16 protein-coding genes are annotated in these 21516 nt (G+C 47.1%); 7 read left to right on the top strand and 9 right to left on the bottom strand.

Annotation, left to right across the window (positions count from 1 at the left end):
• Positions 1 to 1207: class I SAM-dependent methyltransferase (locus QUB26_RS08435; protein ID WP_333317485.1), on the bottom strand; the 1207-nt coding region annotated here is incomplete at its 3' end.
• A 657-nt stretch (positions 1208 to 1864) separates the two neighbouring features.
• Here QUB26_RS08435 and QUB26_RS08430 point away from each other — a divergent pair.
• The gene (locus QUB26_RS08430; protein ID WP_333317483.1) at positions 1865 to 4642 is read left to right on the top strand and encodes a phycobilisome rod-core linker polypeptide; all 2778 of its coding nucleotides are present in this window, start codon (positions 1865 to 1867) and stop codon (positions 4640 to 4642) included.
• A 26-nt stretch (positions 4643 to 4668) separates the two neighbouring features.
• Here the strand turns inward: QUB26_RS08430 and QUB26_RS08425 are convergent, their stop codons facing one another.
• Entirely contained in the window at positions 4669 to 4875 is a 207-nt protein-coding gene (locus QUB26_RS08425; RefSeq protein ID WP_333317481.1) for a hypothetical protein, read from the bottom strand.
• Positions 4876 to 5867: 992 nt separating this feature from the next.
• On the opposite strand from QUB26_RS08425, the gene QUB26_RS08420 reads away from it, so the two are divergent.
• From QUB26_RS08420 to QUB26_RS08410, 3 genes are all read left to right on the top strand, one after another.
• Positions 5868 to 7232, top strand: coding sequence for a P-loop NTPase fold protein (locus QUB26_RS08420; RefSeq protein WP_333317479.1), 1365 nt, complete (start codon positions 5868 to 5870; stop codon positions 7230 to 7232).
• Between the two features lie 96 nt (positions 7233 to 7328).
• Entirely contained in the window at positions 7329 to 8408 is a 1080-nt protein-coding gene (locus tag QUB26_RS08415; RefSeq protein ID WP_333236663.1) for a shikimate dehydrogenase, read from the top strand.
• A gap of 106 nt (positions 8409 to 8514) precedes the next feature.
• Positions 8515 to 8946 carry a hypothetical protein gene (locus QUB26_RS08410; RefSeq protein WP_333236665.1) on the top strand — a complete coding sequence of 144 codons (432 nt, stop codon included), beginning with the start codon at positions 8515 to 8517 and terminating at the stop codon, positions 8944 to 8946.
• 224 nt (positions 8947 to 9170) lie between these two features.
• Here the strand turns inward: QUB26_RS08410 and QUB26_RS08405 are convergent, their stop codons facing one another.
• From QUB26_RS08405 to QUB26_RS08395, 3 genes are all read right to left on the bottom strand, one after another.
• A complete protein-coding gene (locus QUB26_RS08405; RefSeq protein ID WP_333236668.1) occupies positions 9171 to 9458 on the bottom strand; it encodes a YggT family protein in 288 nt (95 codons plus the stop codon).
• A gap of 230 nt (positions 9459 to 9688) precedes the next feature.
• The gene (locus QUB26_RS08400; protein ID WP_333054510.1) at positions 9689 to 10012 is read right to left on the bottom strand and encodes a hypothetical protein; all 324 of its coding nucleotides are present in this window, start codon (positions 10010 to 10012) and stop codon (positions 9689 to 9691) included.
• A gap of 172 nt (positions 10013 to 10184) precedes the next feature.
• Positions 10185 to 10553, bottom strand: a complete 369-nt coding sequence (locus QUB26_RS08395; protein ID WP_333236670.1) for a YkgJ family cysteine cluster protein — start codon at positions 10551 to 10553, stop codon at positions 10185 to 10187.
• A gap of 380 nt (positions 10554 to 10933) precedes the next feature.
• Here QUB26_RS08395 and psb30 point away from each other — a divergent pair, with 380 nt between their 5' ends.
• Positions 10934 to 11044 (top strand): photosystem II reaction center protein Ycf12/Psb30, encoded by a 111-nt coding sequence (gene psb30, locus QUB26_RS08390; protein WP_445251452.1) that lies wholly within the window; start codon positions 10934 to 10936, stop codon positions 11042 to 11044.
• Positions 11045 to 11150: 106 nt separating this feature from the next.
• Here psb30 and QUB26_RS08385 read toward each other — a convergent pair whose 3' ends face one another.
• The gene (locus tag QUB26_RS08385) at positions 11151 to 13271 is read right to left on the bottom strand and encodes a DHH family phosphoesterase (RefSeq protein WP_333236673.1); all 2121 of its coding nucleotides are present in this window, start codon (positions 13269 to 13271) and stop codon (positions 11151 to 11153) included.
• Between the two features lie 375 nt (positions 13272 to 13646).
• Here QUB26_RS08385 and QUB26_RS08380 point away from each other — a divergent pair, with 375 nt between their 5' ends.
• Positions 13647 to 14552, top strand: coding sequence for a bestrophin family ion channel (locus QUB26_RS08380; protein ID WP_333236675.1), 906 nt, complete (start codon positions 13647 to 13649; stop codon positions 14550 to 14552).
• Between the two features lie 73 nt (positions 14553 to 14625).
• Here QUB26_RS08380 and lnt read toward each other — a convergent pair whose 3' ends face one another.
• The 3 genes from lnt to QUB26_RS08365 all read right to left on the bottom strand — a co-directional run bounded on the left by lnt (position 14626) and on the right by QUB26_RS08365 (position 18727).
• Positions 14626 to 16341: an apolipoprotein N-acyltransferase gene (gene lnt / locus QUB26_RS08375; protein ID WP_333236845.1), complete on the bottom strand. Its 1716-nt coding sequence runs from the start codon at positions 16339 to 16341 to the stop codon at positions 14626 to 14628.
• 281 nt (positions 16342 to 16622) lie between these two features.
• Positions 16623 to 17705, bottom strand: a complete 1083-nt coding sequence (psbA, locus tag QUB26_RS08370; RefSeq protein WP_333236677.1) for a photosystem II q(b) protein — start codon at positions 17703 to 17705, stop codon at positions 16623 to 16625.
• A 674-nt stretch (positions 17706 to 18379) separates the two neighbouring features.
• Positions 18380 to 18727 (bottom strand): histidine triad nucleotide-binding protein, encoded by a 348-nt coding sequence (locus QUB26_RS08365; protein WP_172188364.1) that lies wholly within the window; start codon positions 18725 to 18727, stop codon positions 18380 to 18382.
• A 219-nt stretch (positions 18728 to 18946) separates the two neighbouring features.
• Between QUB26_RS08365 and QUB26_RS08360 the strand changes: the two genes are divergently transcribed.
• A complete protein-coding gene (locus QUB26_RS08360; RefSeq protein WP_333236679.1) occupies positions 18947 to 20476 on the top strand; it encodes a YifB family Mg chelatase-like AAA ATPase in 1530 nt (509 codons plus the stop codon).
• The last annotated feature ends 1040 nt before the right edge of the window (positions 20477 to 21516 follow it).

Genomic DNA, 21516 nt, shown 5'->3' with positions numbered 1-21516 from the left:
TCGATCGCACTTCATCCAATCCCATCTCCACATTCCCCAAAATCTCCCCAACAGTCTTCTCTCCTTTACCTTGCCCAGGCGAGGTTCCCTCTTTCTCCCCCCCTTGGCAAGGGGGGGCTGGGGGGGGTACACAACCTTGCAAAAACTCAAATTCCCCACTTGACAAATTGAGCAATTGGTAATTGCAATCAAACACTTGTTGACTAGGCCAACCGTGCATACAACCACTCAACTCTGGAATTGCCGCCAAAAGTGCCCGATCGTCCGACCAATCAATTTTATTAACAGGCTTTTTGCCCAAGAAAAACTCGTAATGAGTGATTTCCGTATCCAACAATTCAATTAATCGATAAAGCTCCCGTTCCGTCAAACCCTGAGCTCTTTCTATCAATTCCGGTGCTTTGCCCAAAAGTCTTTCTAACTGCCAATATCCCGGATTTGAAAAACCGATAAATTCCAATCCCGAAGCATCAATTAACTCGAACAAAGTCTCTATATTGTAGTCAATTTCCTGCGGGTGAACGTACATATCAGCAAAACATTCGTCCCGCTGATTTTCTCCTGCCCAACGCTGTTTTTCGTACTTGACAATACGGTTGTTTTCTGGTAAAGAAGCAAAGATTTGACGACCGACTTTCACACCATCGGGATAGTCACCTTTTTTCGGGCCTTGAAGAAGTGCGATCGCCCTTTGCATCAATTGAATTTCCCAGCGTCCGAGCTCAGCATACACAAAAATGTGCATCAAACCGCCCTGGGCCAACTTCGCCGCCAGCGCTTGAATGCCCCGGATCGGATCGGGTAAGTGGTGCAGCACGCCCACGCAGTTAATCAAATCAAACTCGCCCTCTAACTCGGCGGCATCGTACAAGCTGAGGTGGCGAAAATCAGCTTCGCGCGCTCCTGAGCGCCGACAGCGTTCTTGTGCTACTTTCAAAGCACCTTCACTCAGGTCGATCGCCGTTACCGAAGCTTCGGGATTGAGGTGAATCAGATAATCGGTGCTCGAACCTGTGCCGCAGCCAGCATCTAAAATCCGAATATCGAGTTTTCGCGGCTTTTGGCCGGTGCAAAAATTGTAAGCATCAGGCCAACTCCAGCGCCAGTTGTACCCAGGGGGCGGTTCATCTGACAAAGGATCGGGCGGGAAAGGGAAAGTATCGTACAGCCGCCGCACGGCAGCACTGATATCGGGTGTAGTATCCATAGGTGACATTTGTTGGGCTTGGGGATTCGGGATTGGACTGACAACTGACCGCTGACCACTGACCGACAGCAATTTGATCCGCGCCCCCCGGATTTATCGGTGGGGTCGATTCTTCAATCTAAAATCTAAAATCTAAAATCTAAAATCGGTTGACAGCTTCTGCGTAATAAAACTTATCATTTTTTCTCATATAAGCTCTCTTAAATCTATACAATAAATCTCGACAGGCTTTTTAACAAACGAGGACTGTCAATAGCCCACCGCTGAACTGTCGGGTAAAGCGGAGGCGTCTTTCCGTAGAAAGTCAAAAGCCCCGAAACAGGCAGAAGAAAATTTTTGATTTTCTTTTCCTTTAATTCAAGGCACTGGCTGCAATCGCCCAAAGGCAACTCTCCTGCCGAGTCTTTTTTTCCACGGGTATACCGACGGATCGCAGCGGAGGGAGTACCCCGTGCCTGCCTTCGGATCGGACATTTACCCGCAGGCAGAAAGATGAAACCAAAACATTTTAATCTAAGAAAGTAAGCGCGCCCGAACCTCGTGACAGGTAAAGGCAAAAAGTAAACAAAGCAAAAATACCTACTTTGACCTGCATGAGAAGGCAAGGTTAGTCTGGTTAAATGCTGCAACGATTTAGATAGGGAGCGAAAGAGTCTAATGACTGTAAAAGCAAGTGGTGGAAGCTCGGTTGCGCGTCCGCAACTATATCAAACTGTACCGGTCGCAACAATTTCGCAAGCAGAACAGCAAGACCGCTTTCTACAGCGGGGCGAACTCAGCGAACTGGCAAGTTATTTCAGTTCCGGGGCTCTTCGGATCGATATCTCTGCGACGCTGACCCAAAACTCGGAACTGATAGTATCCCGCGCAGCCAACCGGATTTTTACCGGCGGTTCCCCGCTGGCATTTTTGGAAAGACCACAAGAACCTGCGATGGCTGTAGCAGGCGCGGCTCGCGGCGGATCGGGCAATGTCTCTGAAGGCATGAAACTGGGAACTGTTACCTACGTTGAAGGTCGCGCAGGCGGCGGCAACGGCGGTGGCGGTGGCGGTGGTTTCTTGGGGCTAGGAAATCTATTTTCTGGCAACGGTGGCGGCTACAGCGGCCCAATCCCAGCAGGATTTCAGCCGATCAATGTCTCGCGCTACGGCCCGGGCAACATGACCAAATCTCTGCGGGATTTGAGCTGGTTTTTGCGTTACATCACCTACGCAATTGTCGCTGGCGACCCGAACATTATTTCGGTGAACGTGCGCGGATTGCGGGAAATCATCGAAAATGCTTGCTCTTCAGCGGCCACAATTGTGGCAATGCAGGAAATGAAGGCTGCATCTTTGGGATATTTCAAAAACAATGCAGAGGCCGCTGCGATCGTCGGACAGTATTTCGACGTAGCAATTACCGAATTCAAAGCTCCCACACCTTCAGACAAGGTGCGGCAGCGCGAAAGCAACGACCAGCAAGGCTTGCAACTGCCCCAAATCTACTTCAACGCAGCCGAGCGGCGATCGAAATTCGTCATGAAAACCGGTCTGTCTTCGGCAGAAAAGCTAGAAGTAATCAAAGCAGCTTACCGCCAAGTATTCGAGCGCGACATTAGCCGCGCATACAGCCAAAGCATTTCTGACTTGGAATCCAAGGTCAAAAATGGCGAAATCTCGATGAAAGAGTTTATTCGCCGCCTTGGCAAATCTCCTCTGTACCGTCAGCAATTCTACGAGCCGTTTGTCAACAGCCGCGCTGTAGAACTTGCCGCCCGCCACTTCTTGGGCCGCGGTTTGAGCTCGCGGGAGGAATTTAGCAAGTATTTTGCGATCGTCAGCAAAGGCGGCCTGCCAGCCCTCGTAGACGCGATGGTCTATTCGCAAGAATATTCCGATTACTTCGGCGAAGAAACAGTGCCTTACCTACGCGGTTTGGGCCAAGAAGCTCAGGAGTGTCGCAACTGGGGCCCGCAAATTGATTTGTTCAATTTCAGCGCTCCGTTCCGCAAGGTTCCTCAGTTCATCACCTTGTTTGCTGGCTACACCCAGCCTCTGCCAGACCAGCACGTTTACGGTGTTGGCAATGACCCCTTAGAAATTCAGTTCGGCGCGATTTTCCCGAAAGAAACTCGCAACCCCAAGAGCCGTCCGGCTCCCTTCGGCAAAGACACCCGCCGTATCCTGATCCGTCAAGGTGCGGGGATTGACAATCAGTTGAGCAATCCGGCGGCTCGCGGTGCTGCTCCTGGTTCTCTGGGCCCCAAGGTCTTTAAATTAGACCAGTTACCGAGCAACTATGTTGCTTCCAAGAAAACTGCCCGCGGTGCCTCCAGCAGCTACAGCAATGCTTCCAGTGTCAAATTTACCGAAAGTTCCACCCAAGCGGTGATTCGGGCTGCTTACCTGCAAGTGTTCGGTCGCGACGTGTTCGACGGCCAGCGCCAAAAGGTGGCGGAAATTAAGCTGGAAAACGGCGAGATTCCGATGCGCGAGTTTATTCGGATGTTGGCGAAGTCTGATGTGTTCCGCAATATGTACTGGAGCAAGCTCTACGTTTGTAAGGCGATCGAGTACATTCACCGCCGACTCCTGGGACGCCCTACCTATGGCCGCCAGGAAATGAACGCTTACTTTGACATTTGCGCTAAGAAGGGTTTCTACGCGCTAGTCGATAGCATCATGGACAGCATGGAGTACAACGAAGCTTTCGGGGAAGATACAGTGCCCTACGAGCGCTATGTGACTCCCGGTGGTTTGTCGATGCGGACGATGCGATCGGGTTCCGTCGCTGAGCAAAATGTCCAAGCTAAGACTCCTGAAACTCCTCGATTTATTGAACTCGGCACTGCGCTCGATCGGGGCGATTTCGAGTTACAAAATAGCCTCGCTCAAGGTGTCAGCAAGCGGCGCGAACAAACTAAGGTGTTCAAGCTGACGACTACTTCGGACAAAGTAGCTTTGAAAACTTTAATTCAAGCTGCTTACCGTCAAGTTTTTGAACGCGACTTGAATCCCTACGTTGTGAAGAATGAATTCACGGCGCTGGAAAGCAAACTGGGCAACAATGAAATCAATCTCAAGGAGTTCATTGAGGCTTTGGGCTGCTCGTCGCTGTACGTCAAACAGTTCTACGCACCTTATCCCAATACTAAGGTAATTGAGTTGGGAACCAAGCACTTCTTGGGCCGTGCTCCCCGCAATCAAGCGGAGATTCGGACGTACAACCAAATCTTGGCAAGTAAAGGGATTAAGGGCTTTATCAACGCGATGTTGAACAGCGTTGAATATGCTGAGGCTTTTGGTGAGGATACTGTTCCTTACCGCCGCTTCCCGACTCTACCGGCTGCTAATTTCCCGAATACTGAAAGACTGTACAACCAGTTGACTAAGCAGAATGGTGAAATTGTGGTTCCGAGTTTTGAGCCTGTGGCTGCTACTGACAGAAGCTAACAACAAACTGCAAGAAAGTTGATTTTCTAGGTTGACAAAAATCCCTCGCTATGGTAATGCTGTAGCGGGGGATTTTTGGTGATGTTACGCTGTTGATCGATCTGCGAGTCCCATAGTCCGAGAGGGATTGAAATCCCCGGCGGACTGAAAGCAAAACCCGATCGCCCCAAAAGTGCGATCGGGGTCGATCGATGAGTCCGAGAATCCGACAGGGATTTCAATCCCTGTCTCATAGCTGAAGTCCACTTAAGTGGACTAAATTGAACCACAGTTTGATGAGACTGAGAAATTTGATAACGGGCAGGCAAGCGTGAGAAATGGTTGGCAATTCAGTATGGTCTCTGACTGTACTGAGTATATTTAGGATTTGAATAATCAAACTAACTGCCACTCAAGAATACCAAACTACAAAGTATAGGACGAAAAGAATATGGGTTTGTTGATCTAAGCTGTTGTGCATTTAATTTGTATGTTAACGGCGGGCTTTCGGCCCCAACCCCTACTCCCCACAAGAAAAAAATTTTATTTTACTATGCAATTTAAATGCGGATTAGCTGATTGATTTCGCTAATCTTAGGATTAGTAATTACAGCCATGATTAATCGGTTAATGGGGATATAGCAACCGCCTTGGCGGTTTCTATACTAGCGTGTTTTTTTTATTCAAACTGACAACAAGTATTTTTTGTATCCGAGGCGGAATATAGATAATTTATCGGACAATTCAGCATAGAAAACACAATATATTGGTTTATGAAGTCGGGGCGGGAACTTGCACCCGCCCTTTATATATTCGGTTAACCGTACTCAAATAGCCACTTTAACGCGAGAACATTACCGCCCACTCTTCGTCGTTGATTTCAATATACAAAATTGCGATCGGCACAGACAGAGCGATTGCCTAGTTATCGGGTATTAGTGATTTCCCTTCATTCCCTATAGGCAAAAATTAGGTATAATTGGTTAGCGCGTATTATGATAAAAGTTTAAAAAAAGAATAGCCAGGGAGGGAAGAACCCAAACCCGATAGTGATGAGTCATTACCCATCTAAAATCTAAAATCTAAAATCTAAAATCTAAAATCTAAAATCTAAAATTGTATGAGCTACATCAAGATATTGACCGCAAAATAAAACAGCACAATAAACGGGCCACTTGTTCGGATTAGTAAAGTAGCGAAACGAATAAGGAATTAGGGCATAATGTTGTGAAAGATGGAACAGGGTATGGAACTAAATTTACAGAAATTTTATAGCGCCTGCAATCCCAGCTACACCCTGGCAGTAGCAAATCAACAAGACCGACAATACTATATCGATTTCTCTTCAGTGCGGGGCGGCACGATCGTAGAACAATTGGAGCGCACCATCAGCCGTCTGTCCCCGGATGCACCTACCTGTCAATTATTCACCGGTCACATCGGCTCTGGTAAATCAACTGAATTGCTGCGGCTACAAGCTCAATTGCAGCAACAAGGATTTCATGTTGTTTATTTTGAGTCGAGTAAAGACTTAGACATGGCAGATGTAGATATCACTGACATTTTGTTGAGCGTTGCTCGTCAGGTGAGCGAAAGCATTGAGAAAATGAAAATCAAGCTGCAACCGAGGGGTTTTAAAGCTTTGCTCAAAGGGGTTGCTGATGTTTTTCAAACTCAAATAGACTTGAGCGCTGAAGCTAATGTCCCTGGTTTTGGGGAAATAAATGCCAGCACGGAGGGAGAATTTTCTCTGTCTTTGGGAATTGGGAAAATTACTGCTAAGGCGAAAGATGCTCCGAATCTGCGATCGGAGTTGAGGCAATATTTGGAGCCCCGAACTAACGTAATTTTAGATGCGCTTAATAAGGAGTTGCTGGAGCCGGCTAATCAAGAACTCAAACGCCAAGGGAAACAAGGACTTGTAGTAATTATCGACAATCTCGATCGCATACACCTGTGCGCGAAACCGACGGGGCGACTGCAGCCGGAATATCTGTTTGTCGATCGCGGCGAACAGTTGGCAAGACTAAATTGCCACGTCGTGTATACAATTCCTTTGGTGCTGATTTTCTCTAACGATTTGGGCCAGTTGACCAATCGATTTGGGGTAGATCCGAAGGTTTTGCCGATGGTGCCGGTGCAGTTTAGCGACGGTTCTGAGTGCTCTGAGGGTGTGGAATTGCTGCGGCAAATGGTTCTGGCGCGGGCTTTTCCCACCGTGCATCCTTCACAGCGCTATGCTTTGGTGGGCAAAGTTTTCGACTCTGCGGAAACTCTCGATCGCCTGTGTCGAGTTAGCGGTGGTCATGTCCGCAATTTGCTGCAACTACTGTATGGCTGTCTGCAGAAACAAGACCCTCCTCTGTCGCGGGAAACTTTGGAAAATGTGATCGTCCAGCGCCGCCACCAGCTTACTTTGGCGATCGAACCTGATGAGTGGCAATTGCTGCGCCAAGTATCCGTTACCAAAACTGTGAACGGGGAAACTAAATACCAAATATTGCTGCGGAGTCTCTGGGTTTTTGAATACCGTTACGGCGAAGATTATTGGTTTGATGTCAATCCGATTTTGGCTGACGCCAAAGAGTTTCGGGAAACAGTTGAGAGTTGAGAGTTGACAGTTGACAGTTGATGGTTGAGAGTTGATGGTTGATGGTTGAGAGTTATCTCCGCCTAATCATAAACAGTCAACAGTCAACTAACAAAAATGATTAAAGGCACGACTAAACTGTTAGGAGTAATTGGTCATCCCGTCGAACATTCTTTGTCGCCGGCGATGCACAATGCTGCTATTTCCCACTTGGGAGTCGATTTTGTTTACTTGCCGTTTCCGGTAAAACCAGGGGATTTAAAAGCTGCTCTTGCAGGATTTGCGGCGATCGGCGTTCGGGGATTTAGCATCACGATTCCCCACAAACAAGCAATCTTACCGCTGTTGTCAGAAGTTTCCCCGATCGCCCGATCGATCGGCGCAGTCAATACCGTATACCTGACTGACAAAGGTTGGTGCGGTACAAATACAGACGTTGAAGGCTTTCTCGCGCCCCTGCAAACCCCCCCAACCCCCCCTTGCCAAGGGGGGGCTAAAGACGCGATTTCTCCCTTAGAAACGGGAAATAGGGCTGTCGAATCCTGTCCCCCCCCTTACCAAGGGGGGGCTAGGGGGGGTTCCGATGGGAGTCAGAAAGTAGAAGCGATTTCTCCCTTAGAAACGGGAAATAGGGCTGTCGAATCCTGTCCCCCCCCTTACCAAGGGGGGGCTAGGGGGGCTTCCGATTGGAGTCAGAAAGTAGCGGTAATTTTGGGGAATGGCGGGGCGGCGAGAGCTGTTGTGGCTGGATGCGCTCAATTGGGATGTGCAGAGATTCACGTTGTCGGCCGCAACGAACAAAATTTAGCGGAATTTCAGCAGAGTTGGGTCAATTCTCCGATGCCCGTGCAGAATTTGCAGGTGCATACTTGGGATAATTTGTCAAGCTTAATCTCGCAGGCAGATTTGCTGGTGAACACGACGCCTGTGGGGATGTATCCGCAGGGGGAAAAGTCGCCGGTTGCGGCTGGTGAGATCGATCGAATTTCCGCAGGTGCGATCGTCTATGATTTAATTTACACCCCTAATCCTACCCAGTTTCTCAAAGATGCACAGCTTCGGGGAGCGCGAGCTATTGACGGACTTGAAATGCTAGTTCAACAAGGAGCAGCCGCCTTAAAAATTTGGCTAGATAAAGAATCCGTCCCAGTGGATGTGATGCGCCAAGCTTTGCGACAGCATTTAGGTCTAGACTAATGCCATTGCTTCAAAAAGTGCTGTAGTTTTCCGAATTCATATAAGTAGAAATTTGAGGCTGAATTCGCGCTAAGCTGAGAATTAAAATATACTTACCCCGCCATTTATGAAATTTCGAGCTATCAGCCTTTTTTTTGCTACTTGCCTAATCGGAATTTTTAGTTTGGTATTCACTCCACCTGCTTGGGCTCTGACCCCGATTAAACTTTCCGACCTTTCTTATCGCGAATGTCCAGCCGAAATGGGAGAAGGAACAGTCACCAGTGGCAGTTCTATGGAAGCTACCTGCTTTTTGATTACTGGGAAAGCTGAAAATAGCACCGGCAAACCAGTTGTCAATGCCGATATTTTCGGCCGCATTTATGATGCTGACGACAATCCGGTGATGCAAAACCGGACTCGCTTGGGTTCTATAGAAGAAGTTCCTCCCGGAGTTAGCGATTTTCAGCTCAGAATTTCGGTTGCCGCCAATCAACGAACACCTTTGAAGCTCAAGCAATTTAAAGCTACAGGTTTTACTGGCGTGGTTCGCCGCTAACGAAACTATTTGAGATTTTAGATTGGCTGCCCGTGAAATTGCGATGCAGTTTTCGATTTTCGATTGTTGAGTGGCCGGCAATTTCTCATTTCTAATTTACGATTAACTCCCCAGCTTTTCAACCGGGGAGTTAATCTAAAAATGTCAAATCTAAAATTTAGTTGCCGGCAGCTAGGTCGGCCAAACAATTTACGCTCGATGCTTAAAAACTTAAGCTTTTCAAACTACAAGGATGTTTGCAAGCTGGTCAAAAGACCAATCAAAAATTCCGAGCCGAACTGAAGTACAAAAAACGCAATCAGCGGGGAAAAGTCAATCCCTCCCAAGGGGGGGATAATCGAGCGGAATAGATTGAGGTAAGGGTCTGTTAACTGACTCAAAATTGAAAACGGGGGGTCGTACCAATTGATGTTAGGGAACCAACTTAACAGCACCCGAATAATCATCAGGGCTACATAGATTTGCAGAAATGTGGACAGCGTGGTTGCCAAAAGGCCTATGGAATAACTCATATATTCTCGTTGAAGTTTGAGTAAAGTTTACAGACACTTTAACTTAAAGTTTAGCATAGGTGGGGGAGAGGGGGAGCATGAGGCTGTTTACGGGCGGGCTAGAAGAGTAACGGCCCACAATAAAATTCACTCTTGGCTTCACAGGCCCGAAAGGCCTGTTAAGCGAGAATGGTGCAAGATGTCAGTAGCCCCCATCGATCGGCCAGACTAATCTAAAATTTTAAAGGGATTCAGGAGTCTTGGGCGATCGAACCCTCGCTGCCCGACGCCGGCGCGTTGCCGTTTACGTCGCCGAGTTGCAGCCGCACGTCATCTATTGCCTGATTGAGCTGGGCAATTTTATCTTCTAAACTCAGCCTTGCTACTTCCATCCCTTCGGCTTCGAGTTGGCTGGCTTTCCTCTGGCGGATCTTTCTTGTCTTTGCTTCTGAAGGTTCACTCAGCAAAGCTTCAGCAGCGCGCCGCGACAGCACCGCGCCCAAAACGGCACCCACCAAGCCGCCAACTGCGGCTCCGGCAATAAATCCCCCCGTAAAACCCTCTCGATTGCTCATGGCTCAACTCAACAGCGCGATATTTCTTTGATTTGTTTATTTTGACACTCTCCCGGTGAGAAACCGGCAGACCATCGTTCGATTTTAGAATTTAGACTTTTGATTAAAGAATTGAGATGGCGATATCGAAAATGAGCCGAAGGGACAAAAGCCCAAAGGCGCATCAAGTTCGTTAGTTGTCAGGTAAGGCGAGAATTCCGACTTCCGAGTTAAAGCGGATCATTTCCAAAGATCGATCGCCATACAAATCTTCAATGTGTTCCAAGCAGCACTCGATCGCGAAATCGTTCAATTCCGTCGGCTCAACGCCGTACATTTCCTCAAACACCTCTGAGTCTACCCGACAAAAGCGCGGTCGATCGGCATAAATTCCGCATTCTCGCGTCGTTCTGTCAAAATTGATACACCAACCGTCATCTCCGACTAAGCTCAAATAGAGCGCTAATTCGTCTTCAGATAAATACTCGTCTAAGTCAGGGCGCTCTGTTGGGTCGAGGTAACAACAAGCACCGCACTGCTTTACACAACGCCAAGTAGCCATAGTTTGATTTTAGATTTTAGATTTTAGATTTTAGATTTTAGATTCGGAGCATTATGTAGAAAATGCCAAACTTTAGGAGATTTGCGCTCTTCAAGTATATCAATTGCCAGCGCCGGAGGCCCATATCCCGAAGGGGCGGTTGGATTTGAGATTTGAGATTTGAGATTGGGGGGAGTTTCCGGGAAGGGGCATCAAGTCCCTGGTTTGCTGTCACTGAGAGGTCGATCGTAGTTTACATTTTGTTGAATTTTGTAAAGTTCCTTAAAAAATATGGTCGATCGCCCGGTAAAATCAGAAGCGGATTTTCTAATGCAACAATCTAGACTTAATCACTACAGTCAGGAGGACAAATGGACTTTATAACCGATCTTTTCAGTGGTATGGGTGGTGTAGACTACCAACTCATTGTTCAGGTAGCTTTACTCGCAGCCGTCGTGCTTTCTGGCCCGATCGTGATTTTTCTCTTGGCAGCTAAAGGCGGCGACCTGTAATTATAGCACGCTAGGCGGCGATCGATAGTTGGGAGTTTTGAGTTTCACATTATGCAAAATTCACAACGCTCGATCGCCAAATTTCCCAGCAGCACGAGCTTTCTTATCAAATACCAAGGGCGTGTTTAGCAGTTTGAATCAAATTCTCAAAAAAAGGTAGAGATACATCGACTTCTCTAGCATCTTTGCGGGAGTTACCTAACAAACCGATGTTTTGTCCGGGTGCAACAGCCAAAACTTGTCCTTGAGAGTTGCGAATTCTCAATTCCTCGATCGAGCCGGCGGGAGACAGACTGCAAGAATAAGTGCGATCGCAATAATCAAACTCAACTTTTCCGAACCTCGGCGGCCTGGAACTAGCAGCATTTGCCGGTAGCCGAACGCCCAACAATTCTAACTCAACCGATGTCTTGCCATTAAAACTATTTTCCCGCAATCGGTAAGCAATATCAACCCGCCGAGGCAAAGGAAAATATTCCCCCCAACGCCAAGCAATCGCCTTCACACTAGCCGATACATTTCCATCTTGACTTGCAGTTAGTTTAACGTGACCTCCTTTACCAACAATTTTCTGTTCAGTTATGCAAACATTAGGCGTCCAAAATACAGGAGCCTTATTTTCAATCCCGCAAGGTTCCAGAGCATCAATTTGTCGGTAAAGGTCAAGATTAATCTCAGCCAAATCTGCTCGCACGTCAACTGAAACCAGCGGTTTTAAGTGTTCCGGCTGCAAACATTGATTGGCAAAAATTGACAGTTGATTGCGGAATTCTTCGAGATTATCAGCCGGCATAGAAAAACCGCCAGCCGCTTTGTGTCCGCCAAATTTAGTTAATAAATCCGCGCAAAAATTCAGCCCGTCAAATACATTAAACTCAGGAATTCCCCTCGCCGAACCTCTGATAATTTTATGGGCAACCGCCCCTACAGCCTCGTTTTCGCCAGCCTCATCCTCAAAAGTACCGATAAACACAGGCACGCCGTAGCGTTCCACTAACCGAGAAGCCACAATCCCGATCACACCGTGGTGCCAACCGGGTTGCACGACAACTAAAACTCGTTCTTGCTGCAAGTCAATCGCCATTTCCTCGCACCAAGCAATTGCTTCCTGCTCAATTTCCTGGCACAACTCCTGCCTGCGCTGATTGATTTGTTCGCACTGCATCGCGTTTTTGAGAGCCAATTCGCGATCGTCCGTAGTCAGCAACTCTATCACAATTTGAGGGTCAGCCAGCCGCCCCACAGCATTAATCCGGGGGCCAAGCCTAAAACCAATATCTTCAGGCTTTAACGAATTTTGAGTAGGGGCGGTGCCCCCGTGCCCGCCCTTGAGTTTTGAGTTGAGAATAGATGAACTTTCCGCACTTCCAGGCTGCACTCCCGCCACCTGAATCAAAGCCTGAATACCCGCCAATTGCGAGTGAGGCAACAGCCGCAAACCCCGCTTTACCCAGCGCCGATTAACTCCAGTCAAAGGTGCTAAATCCGCAATAGTTCCCAAGGTAAATAACTCCAGCAGCGGATTCACCAACCCCCCAACTTTCTGCATATCCTGAGCCAAAGTAATAGCCAAAACATAAGCCACGCCTACCCCAGCCAAACCGCGATAAGGTGAAGATTCCGCGATTAATTTCGGGTTGAGAATAGCATCAGCCGGCGGCAGTTTTGGCGGCAAATCATGGTGGTCTGTAATAATAACTTTGACACCGAGTTCTCGTGCTCTGGCAACCGGGCCGTAGGCTGCAATTCCGTTGTCAACCGTGAGAATGAGAGCGACACCTTCCGAGTGAAATTCTTCTACAATGCGATCGTTAATCCCATAGCCTTCTCGCATCCGGCTCGGAATAGCATAATCCACATTCGCGCCCAGCAGCCTCAGAGCTCGTAGCAACAAAGCCGTGCTCGTCATCCCGTCAGCATCGTAGTCGCCGCAAATCGCAATTTTTTGCCCTCCCGAAATCGCCTCCCGCAACAATTTGACACTCGCAGCCAAATCGGGAAACTCATCCATTGGCGCGGGCAAAACCAGAGATTCCGGTTCGATAAACCCTTGCACTTCTTTCAGAGAATCGATGCCCCGGTTAATCAGCACCTGTGCCAGCAAAGGCGACAAACCAATTTCGGCGGCAAACTGTTCGGCTTGCTGCGCTTGAGGCGAATAAATTTGCCACCGTTGGTTTGGCAATCGGTGAAAATGCGGGGGCACAGATGTCGGTAGCTCTTGCACGGAAGCTGAGGTTTAAAGATACATGATTAATCTTACCGAATTAAGTGCCTCAGTCAATCAATTTTAGATTTTAGGTTTTAGGTTTTAGATTTTAGATTGATGCTGATGAGTTTTTTGGGTAAAATCCAAAGGTTGTTTGTAGGAAAGCTTTTTTCGGAAGCTCTCACCGCACCCAAATAGGGATCAAAGCCCTGCCCACAGTCATGGAGACCAAAAAATTTTAGACCAAAGTTTAAACGCCCCAGATTTATCTGTGGAGTCAATCTAAAATCTCGAATCTCAAATCGACTGGTGGGAGCCGAAGAAATAAGTGTAGCAGGCAGTTGTGCCGCCCGTGCTAGGGCGAGGCTAATTTAATTTAATGAGGAGACTTGCATGAGTGACGATCGACCACCTTGGTTTAAAATGGCATTACAGGTTCGGGGGTCTGTCATTCTCTCAATTTTGCCCCGCGTTTTGCTGTGCGGCGGCTTTGGAGTTTTTATTTCCCTACTGCACTTTTTTAAGTGGCCAGTTTCCTTACCAATTTTGTCGAGTATTGTACCCAGTATAGTCCTGGGTCTACTATTAGTTTTTCGTACAAATACAGCCTACGAAAGATTTTGGGACGGTCGAAAAATGTGGGGAACTTTAGTCAACAACGTCCGCAATTTGGCGCGCCAAATCTGGGTAGCAATTGAGGAAAAAGACCCGCAGGATATCGAACTCAAAAAGTCAGTCCTGCGCCTGTTACCCGCCTTTGCAGTGGCCCTAAAACTGCACTTGCGGCAAGAATCAGTCAATCCAGAGTTGGAGCCGTTAATGTCCCCAGCGCACTACCAAAAGCTCAAATCAATGAACAATCCGCCTCTAGAAATTGCCTTTTGGATTGAGGATTACTTGCACGAGCAGTACGAGCGCAATTGCCTCGATGTTTATCAGTTAACTGGTATGAATGAGTTGCTCAACTCTATGATTGATGTATTAGGTGGCTGCGAGCGGATTTTGAAGACGCCTATCCCTTTGGCTTACGCGATTCACCTGAAACAACTATTGTTGCTTTACTGTTTAGCCCTCCCCTTTCAAATGGTGAAAGATTTGGGTTGGGGAACCGGCTTAGTTGTGGCTTTAATTAGTTTTACTTTGTTCGGCATCGAAGAAATCGGCATTGAAATAGAAAATCCCTTCGGGCACGATGACAATGATTTGCCTTTGGACAATATTTGTGCTGCCATGCAGCGCAATATCGACGATTTAATTTCTTTATCTCCTAGCGTTCACGAACACGTGAAAGATAAGTAGAGTCATTCGATTTTAGATTTTAGATTTTAGATTTTAGATTGGTACATAAAATCTAAAATCTAAAAGCTTCGGATTAATTTTTTTTAACAATCAACCGCATTAACCCCGCTAATACTAACAATACAGGTGTCAGCCAATCTCCCCACCGCACGTAAAAAGTCCGAGTTTGCCGCCGATAAATAGTAGCATCTCGGACTTCATAGGTATTAATCCCAGACTTCCAAACCGTCTCGCCGCGAGGATTTACAAAAGCAGAGTAACCCGTATTAGTTGCGATAACTGCCCATCTATCCGTCTCAATGGCCCGCATCACATCTAGAGCATGATGTTGATCCAACATGGGCGGTTTGTAGTGGGCATTGTTGGAAGCTGTGAGCATAAATTCGCCTCCATTCGCCGCCTGATATCGGAAAATTTCCGCAAAGGCCGAATCGTAACAAATTCCGACAATGGCGCGGCCAAACGGCGTATCAAACAATTGTTGAGAATTGCCGGGTACTAAATGAGCATCTAAGGGCGAAAGTCGATTAATAATCCCGCCTAAGATTTCGTAAAAAGGGATATATTCGCCTAAAGGCACTAGCTTTAGTTTATCGTAGCGACCGACAATTTCTCCAGTGCGATCGATCGCCAATAAGCTGTTAGTGATACTATTGTCTTGCTGGCCGAAGCCTCCCACCCAAGCCACAACGCCGCGTTCGAGAATAGCTTGGTAAAAAGAAAGAGTAGAACGTTGATACTCGTTTGTCCAGATAAAAGGCAAAGCTGTCTCTGGAATTAACACAGCATCGACTTTCCTGTCTGCTAACTGTTTGTACCCAGTGGTGTAACCTTCCAAAGCGCGCCCCCAACCCGCTGAGTCAAACTTAATCTCGTTAGGAATATTGCCTTGAATAATGCCAATTTTTAATGAGGTTCCCGCCTCTTGATACAAAGGGCGATTGTACAAACTCCAGCCTGCAATATGCAAAATTAAACACAAACTCGCAGGCAAAATATAAGCAATCCAATTCTTCCTTGTTCCTTGTTCCTTGTTCCTTCTTCCTTCAATAAAAGCTTCTGCGATTAAGCCATTTACTGCTACAATAGCGGCTGTTACTGCGCTGGGCCCGGAGAGTTGACCGAGGTGCAATATTGCTAAATTGTGGGGGCTTTGCGTGTAAGATAGTGATGTCCACCACAGCGAACCTGTACTCCAAATACTTTCTAAGGCACACCACAAAGCTGTGCCAATTAAAACGCGAGTTAATGCTGAAAATTTAGAGCTACCCCCCCCAGCCCCCCCTTGTAAAGGGGGGGAGTTAAGAAGAATAAGATCGGAGCTACCCCCCCCAGCCCCCCCTTGTAAAGGGGGGGAGTTAAGAATAAGATCGGAGCTACCCCCCCCAGCCCCCCCTTGTAAAGGGGGGGAGTTAAGAATAAGATTTTGATTTTTTCGGGGTAAAGTTAGGGAGTTGAGAATTACAAATAGCCACGCCCAAACGGCGACTAAGGCTGCTCCCCAGAGGGTGATGAATGCCCAGCAAAAAAGTGCGATCGCCAGACTCGGCCACCAAGGAACTCCCAACCAAGTCATCGGGTGAATTCCCATAATCCAAGATAAAGCTAATCCGTGATAGCCAATTCCCCACAGTGAAGGAAGAAGGAAGAAGGAAGAAGGAAGAAGGAAGAATTTTTGTTTTTGTTCTTCTATTTTTGGCTTTTGATAACTGACAACCAAAATCCACAGGGGAGCTAATGCTACCCAAGCTAATAGCCAAGCATTTACTGGTGCGGTTGTCAATGCCATCAAAATGCCGCTGAAAAGTGCGATCGCCCAGGCTAATGTTTTGGATTTATGAACCACGAGTTTTTCAAATTTGTGCCTGTTAAATATCGCCACTTTGATGATTGCCAAAAATAATAATTCTTAATCAATATATCAGATCGATCGGGAAGTTCGGCAAGGCGCAGTTTATGGGATTTAACGGATTTAACGAATTTAACAGAAAAAAAGCTCTCAAATTCTACTTGCCAAAACAAAAAGCGCCCCTATTTCTAGGAGCGCTTTTTGTGAATCAAAAGCTAAATTTAGCCGTTGATGGAAGGAGCAACCATTGCTACTGGGGTGACTTCACCGGCGGCCAAGTCGAGGGGGAAGTTGTGAGCGTTGCGCTCGTGCATTACTTCCATACCCAGGTTAGCGCGGTTGATGACATCAGCCCAAGTATTGATCACGCGACCTTGCGAGTCGATAATCGATTGGTTGAAGTTGAAACCGTTGAGGTTAAACGCCATCGTGGAAATACCCAAAGCGGTAAACCAGATGCCGACAACTGGCCATGCACCTAACAAGAAGTGCAGAGAACGGCTGTTGTTAAAGCTGGCGTATTGGAAGATTAACCGACCGAAGTAGCCGTGGGCTGCAACGATGTTGTAGGTTTCTTCTTCTTGACCGAATTTGTAACCGTAGTTCAAAGATTCAGTTTCGGTTGTTTCGCGAACCAAGCTAGAGGTAACAAGAGAACCGTGCATGGCGGAGAACAGAGCACCGCCGAAGACACCAGCAACTCCCAGCATATGGAAGGGGTGCATCAGGATGTTGTGCTCGGCTTGGAACACGATCATGAAGTTGAATGTACCGGAGATACCCAAGGGCATACCGTCAGAAAAGCTGCCTTGTCCGATCGGGTAAATCAAGAATACTGCGGTTGCTGCTGCAACAGGTGCAGAGTAAGCGACGCATATCCAAGGACGCATACCTAAACGGTAGGACAATTCCCATTCACGACCCATGTAGCAGAAAATGCCAATCAGGAAGTGAAATACTACCAATTGGTAGGGGCCGCCGTTGTACAACCATTCGTCTAAGGAAGCTGCTTCCCAGATGGGATAGAAGTGCAAGCCTATAGCATTCGATGAAGGAACAACAGCACCAGTAATGATGTTGTTGCCGTACATCAAGGAACCTGCTACTGGTTCGCGGATGCCGTCGATGTCCACAGGAGGAGCAGCGATGAAGGCGATGATGTAGCAGATGGTGGCACTCAGCAAGGTAGGAATCATCAAGACGCCGAACCAACCCACATAAATGCGGTTTTCAGTGCTTGTGACCCATTCACAAAAGCGTTCCCAAACGTTGCCGCTTTCGCGACGCTGTACGGTTGTTGTCATTTGGTTTATGATGGCTTAATTGAATTTTCAAGGTTCATTGTGGGGATGTCCCACGCTTATATTAGTAACACCATTCACTAAAGTTTGCCAAGGGATTTTTGCTGACAATTTAAATATTTTACAAACATTTACAAAAATTGGATTCTTGGTAAATATTTGTAGTTTTTTACAAAGCAATATTACCCACATAACAGGTTAAATATAGCGACCTGAAGAACTGAATCTCTTGTCTGTAGCTTGGTTCAGCAGTTCGATCTAATTATTTTTGTTCAGGTCGATTTTCTTTCTCTTTAAATATCTGTTAATTAGGTCGTGAAGAGATGATTTTTAATATTTATTTACATATCATCGGTGGATTCTGCGAGGGTAAATTTGTATCGGGAGAATACTGAAAATCTGGTTTTTAGTGCGATCGGGCTGCATTAGACAAGATTGCAACAGTTCTTTTAATTAAATTTTAGGACGGGCTAGAAGCCCATCCCACAAGAAAAAAAATTTGTGGGATGGGCTTCTAGCCCGTCCTAATTATTTTTGCAATTCAAGTCTATTCTCAATAATCTCCAATCAACCGGGTTTATTGACGAAAAAAGAAACCCGGTTTCTGAGGCGCTTGGCAATAGACATCAACCGGGTTTCTGAGGACAAGTCCGCAAGTTCTGCGTCAAAATTAGGCTTTAGCCTGGGGGCCACTTCATCTGGCGACCGCCGAGAATGTGAAGGTGCAGGTGGTCTACAGTTTGGCCGCCGTCGCTGCCGCTATTAATGACGACGCGATAGCCGTTGCTAAGTCCGAGTTGTTCTGCTACCCGTTTGACAGTCAGCAGCAAGTGTCCCATGAGAGCATGATCTTCTGACTCGGCATCGGCTAATTTGGCAATAGGCTGTTTGGGAATGACGAGGATGTGGACGGGTGCTTGCGGATGGATATCTCGGAACGCGAGGGCCAAGTCGTCTTCATAAACGATGTCTGCGGGAATCTCTTTGCGGATGATTTTGCTGAAAAGCGTTTCTTGAGTTGTCATGGGTGTTAACGAGGGAAGTTCGGCAACGGATTCTGTAACGGATGTAACGGATGTAACGGATGTTGGGAAGAGGTTCGAGGGAAGACCCAGCAGGAGAGAAGGAAGAGGAGAAAAAGAAGAGGCAAGGAAAAGTTTTTCTTGCCTCTCCCGATATTCATTAGTCATTGTTAATCATAATAGATCATGAATCAAGGACAGGCAAATTAAGGATAAAGAAAAATGCTTGCTAGGGTTTGGAGTGCATCGATCGTTGGAATTGACGCGGTAAAGGTGGGTGTTGAGGCTGATGTGTCAGGGGGGCTACCGAAAATTGTGGTTGTGGGGTTGCCCGATTCTGCGGTGCAAGAAGCTAAAGAAAGGGTTAAGGCTACGCTGAAAAATTCGGGATATGCTTTTCCGATGCGGAGTATTGTGATTAATTTGACTCCGGCGGATTTGCGGAAGGAGGGGCCGAGTTTTGATTTGCCGATCGCCATTGGGATTTTGGCAGCATCCGAACAAGTCAGCGCTGAACTTTTGGGAGATTATTTGTTTTTAGGGGAACTTTCTTTAGATGGGAGTTTGCGGCCTGTGGCTGGGGTTTTGCCGATCGCCGCTGCTGCTAAAAAAATGGGTATTTCAGGATTGGTTGTACCGGCTGGTAACGCGCAGGAAGCGGCTTTGGTGCACGGAATATCTGTTTATGGTTTTGAAAATATTTTTGCAGTTACTGATTTTTTGAACAATCCTGAAGTTTATTCGCCTGTAGAAGTAAACGGTCGAGAAGAGTTAGCAAAAACGCGGTTTTCGGGTCTAGATTTAAAGGATGTAAAGGGGCAAATTCACGCGCGGCGGGCTTTGGAAATTGCGGCTGCGGGGGGACACAATTTAATTTTTGTGGGGCCGCCAGGGAGCGGTAAGACGATGTTGGCGAGGCGTTTGCCGGGTATTTTGCCGCCGCTGACTTTTGATGAAGCTTTGGATGTGACTCAAATTCATTCGGTGGCTGGGTTATTGAAGGATAAGGGAAGCTTGGTGGGCGATCGACCTTTTCGCAGTCCTCACCATTCGGCATCTGGCCCTTCTCTTGTCGGTGGCGGCAGTTTTCCGCGTCCGGGTGAAATTTCTTTAGCACATCGCGGCATACTTTTTCTGGATGAATTAACTGAGTTTAAAAGAGATGTTTTGGAGTTTTTGCGGCAACCGCTGGAAGATGGTTATGTGACCATTTCTAGAACTAGACAATCGGTGATGTTTCCGGCTCAATTCACTTTAGTTGCGAGTACGAATCCTTGCGCTTGCGGTTATTACGGCGACTCGATTCAACAGTGTACTTGTTCGCCGCAAAAGAGGGAGCAATATTGGGCAAAACTTTCCGGGCCTTTGATGGATCGGATTGATTTGCAAGTGGCCGTTAATCGTTTGAAACCGGAAGAAATTACGCGACAGCCGACGGGGGAAGAGTCGGAACCGGTGCGGGTGAGGGTGCAGCGGGCGCGAGAGCTCGCAACTCGCCGTTTTCAGTCGGAATCTAGTTTGCGCTGCAATGCGGAAATGCAAAGCAGTCACATTAACACATGGTGTCAGTTGGATGATGCTTCTCGGAATTTATTGGAGATGGCGATTCGGAAGTTGGGGCTGTCGGCGAGGGCTAGCGATCGCATTTTGAAGGTTGCTAGAACTATTGCTGATTTGTCGGGGGATGAAAGCTTGAAAACGAATCATGTGGCGGAGGCGGTGCAGTATCGGACGATCGATCGAATGCAGTAAGTCAATCGATTTTAGATTTTAGATTTTAGATTTTAGAGGCGACCCCACGGATAAATGCTCTTTCTTGAGGATTTTCGATTTTCGATTTGGGATTGATTCCACGGATAAATCACGTGGCGGGTACCACCTTTGAAATTCGCTTGTCAGCAGCGGCTCAAAAGACACAATCCCCCGATCCCCGACTTCTTAAAAAAGTTGGGTATTTAACAGTTGATTCGGCGATTTAAATTGCTTCTAAACATACGAAGTCGCAGCAGAGGGGGACGAAGGGATTAAGGGGGTATTGAAGCTCGATTGATGTTGTCCCATTATTTAATTGAGCCACTGAAACGCCCCGATGTTCCCATGTTTATTGTCTGATTTTGTGCTGCATGGTGCCAGTATCACTTGTGACCGAAAGCATCCAGGATACCCGCCACGTGATTCATCCGTGGAGAAATCAAAAACGTGTATCCGATAAGCAAGCCCCCGAATTTATCTCGCGCAAGTCAATGCTTCAATCTAAAATCTAAAATCTAAAATCTAAAATCGATTGACAGTTGCGTAAGTTCTGTTAGTGTTAGATTGGGGGAGGTCACAGCAAACCAAGGCAGCAGTTAAAGTGGCGAGCGAGGAAGCTTTAGACCAACTGCCCGAAAGCTAATCAACTGAAGTGTATCAGCGCAAATATCAAGAGGTTTATCAGCACGTCTAGGACTCTTATTCTGAGGCCACACGCAGTATTTAGACCACCGCAGCTTGAAGCTGGTGTCAATGCCACCCACCCACAGCTTTTGTCAAAAACCCCTCATAATTTCATCAAAAATTCATCAAGTTTATACCCCCTTTTTGTCATTTTTACTGTAATTTATGATACCGATCGCCCAAGTTGCCCGAATCTCCACAACGGCCGAATTTTTAATATTTAATTTCTCGCTCTCCCTCTCCCTCCTTCTCCCTCGCTCTTCCTCCTTCTTTCTCTTTCCCTCGCCCCCTCTCTCTGTTTCACCCTAAAATTTGAAATTTTTGAGTGACGAATTATGGCACGATCGCAGCGCGTT

The organism is Microcoleus sp. B4-C1 (genome assembly GCF_036705285.1).
In the GTDB taxonomy this organism is placed as follows: Bacteria; Cyanobacteriota; Cyanobacteriia; order Cyanobacteriales; family Microcoleaceae; genus Microcoleus.
The sequence above is the reverse complement of the archived record's forward strand: the minus strand, read 5'-3'. Positions and strand labels throughout refer to the sequence as shown.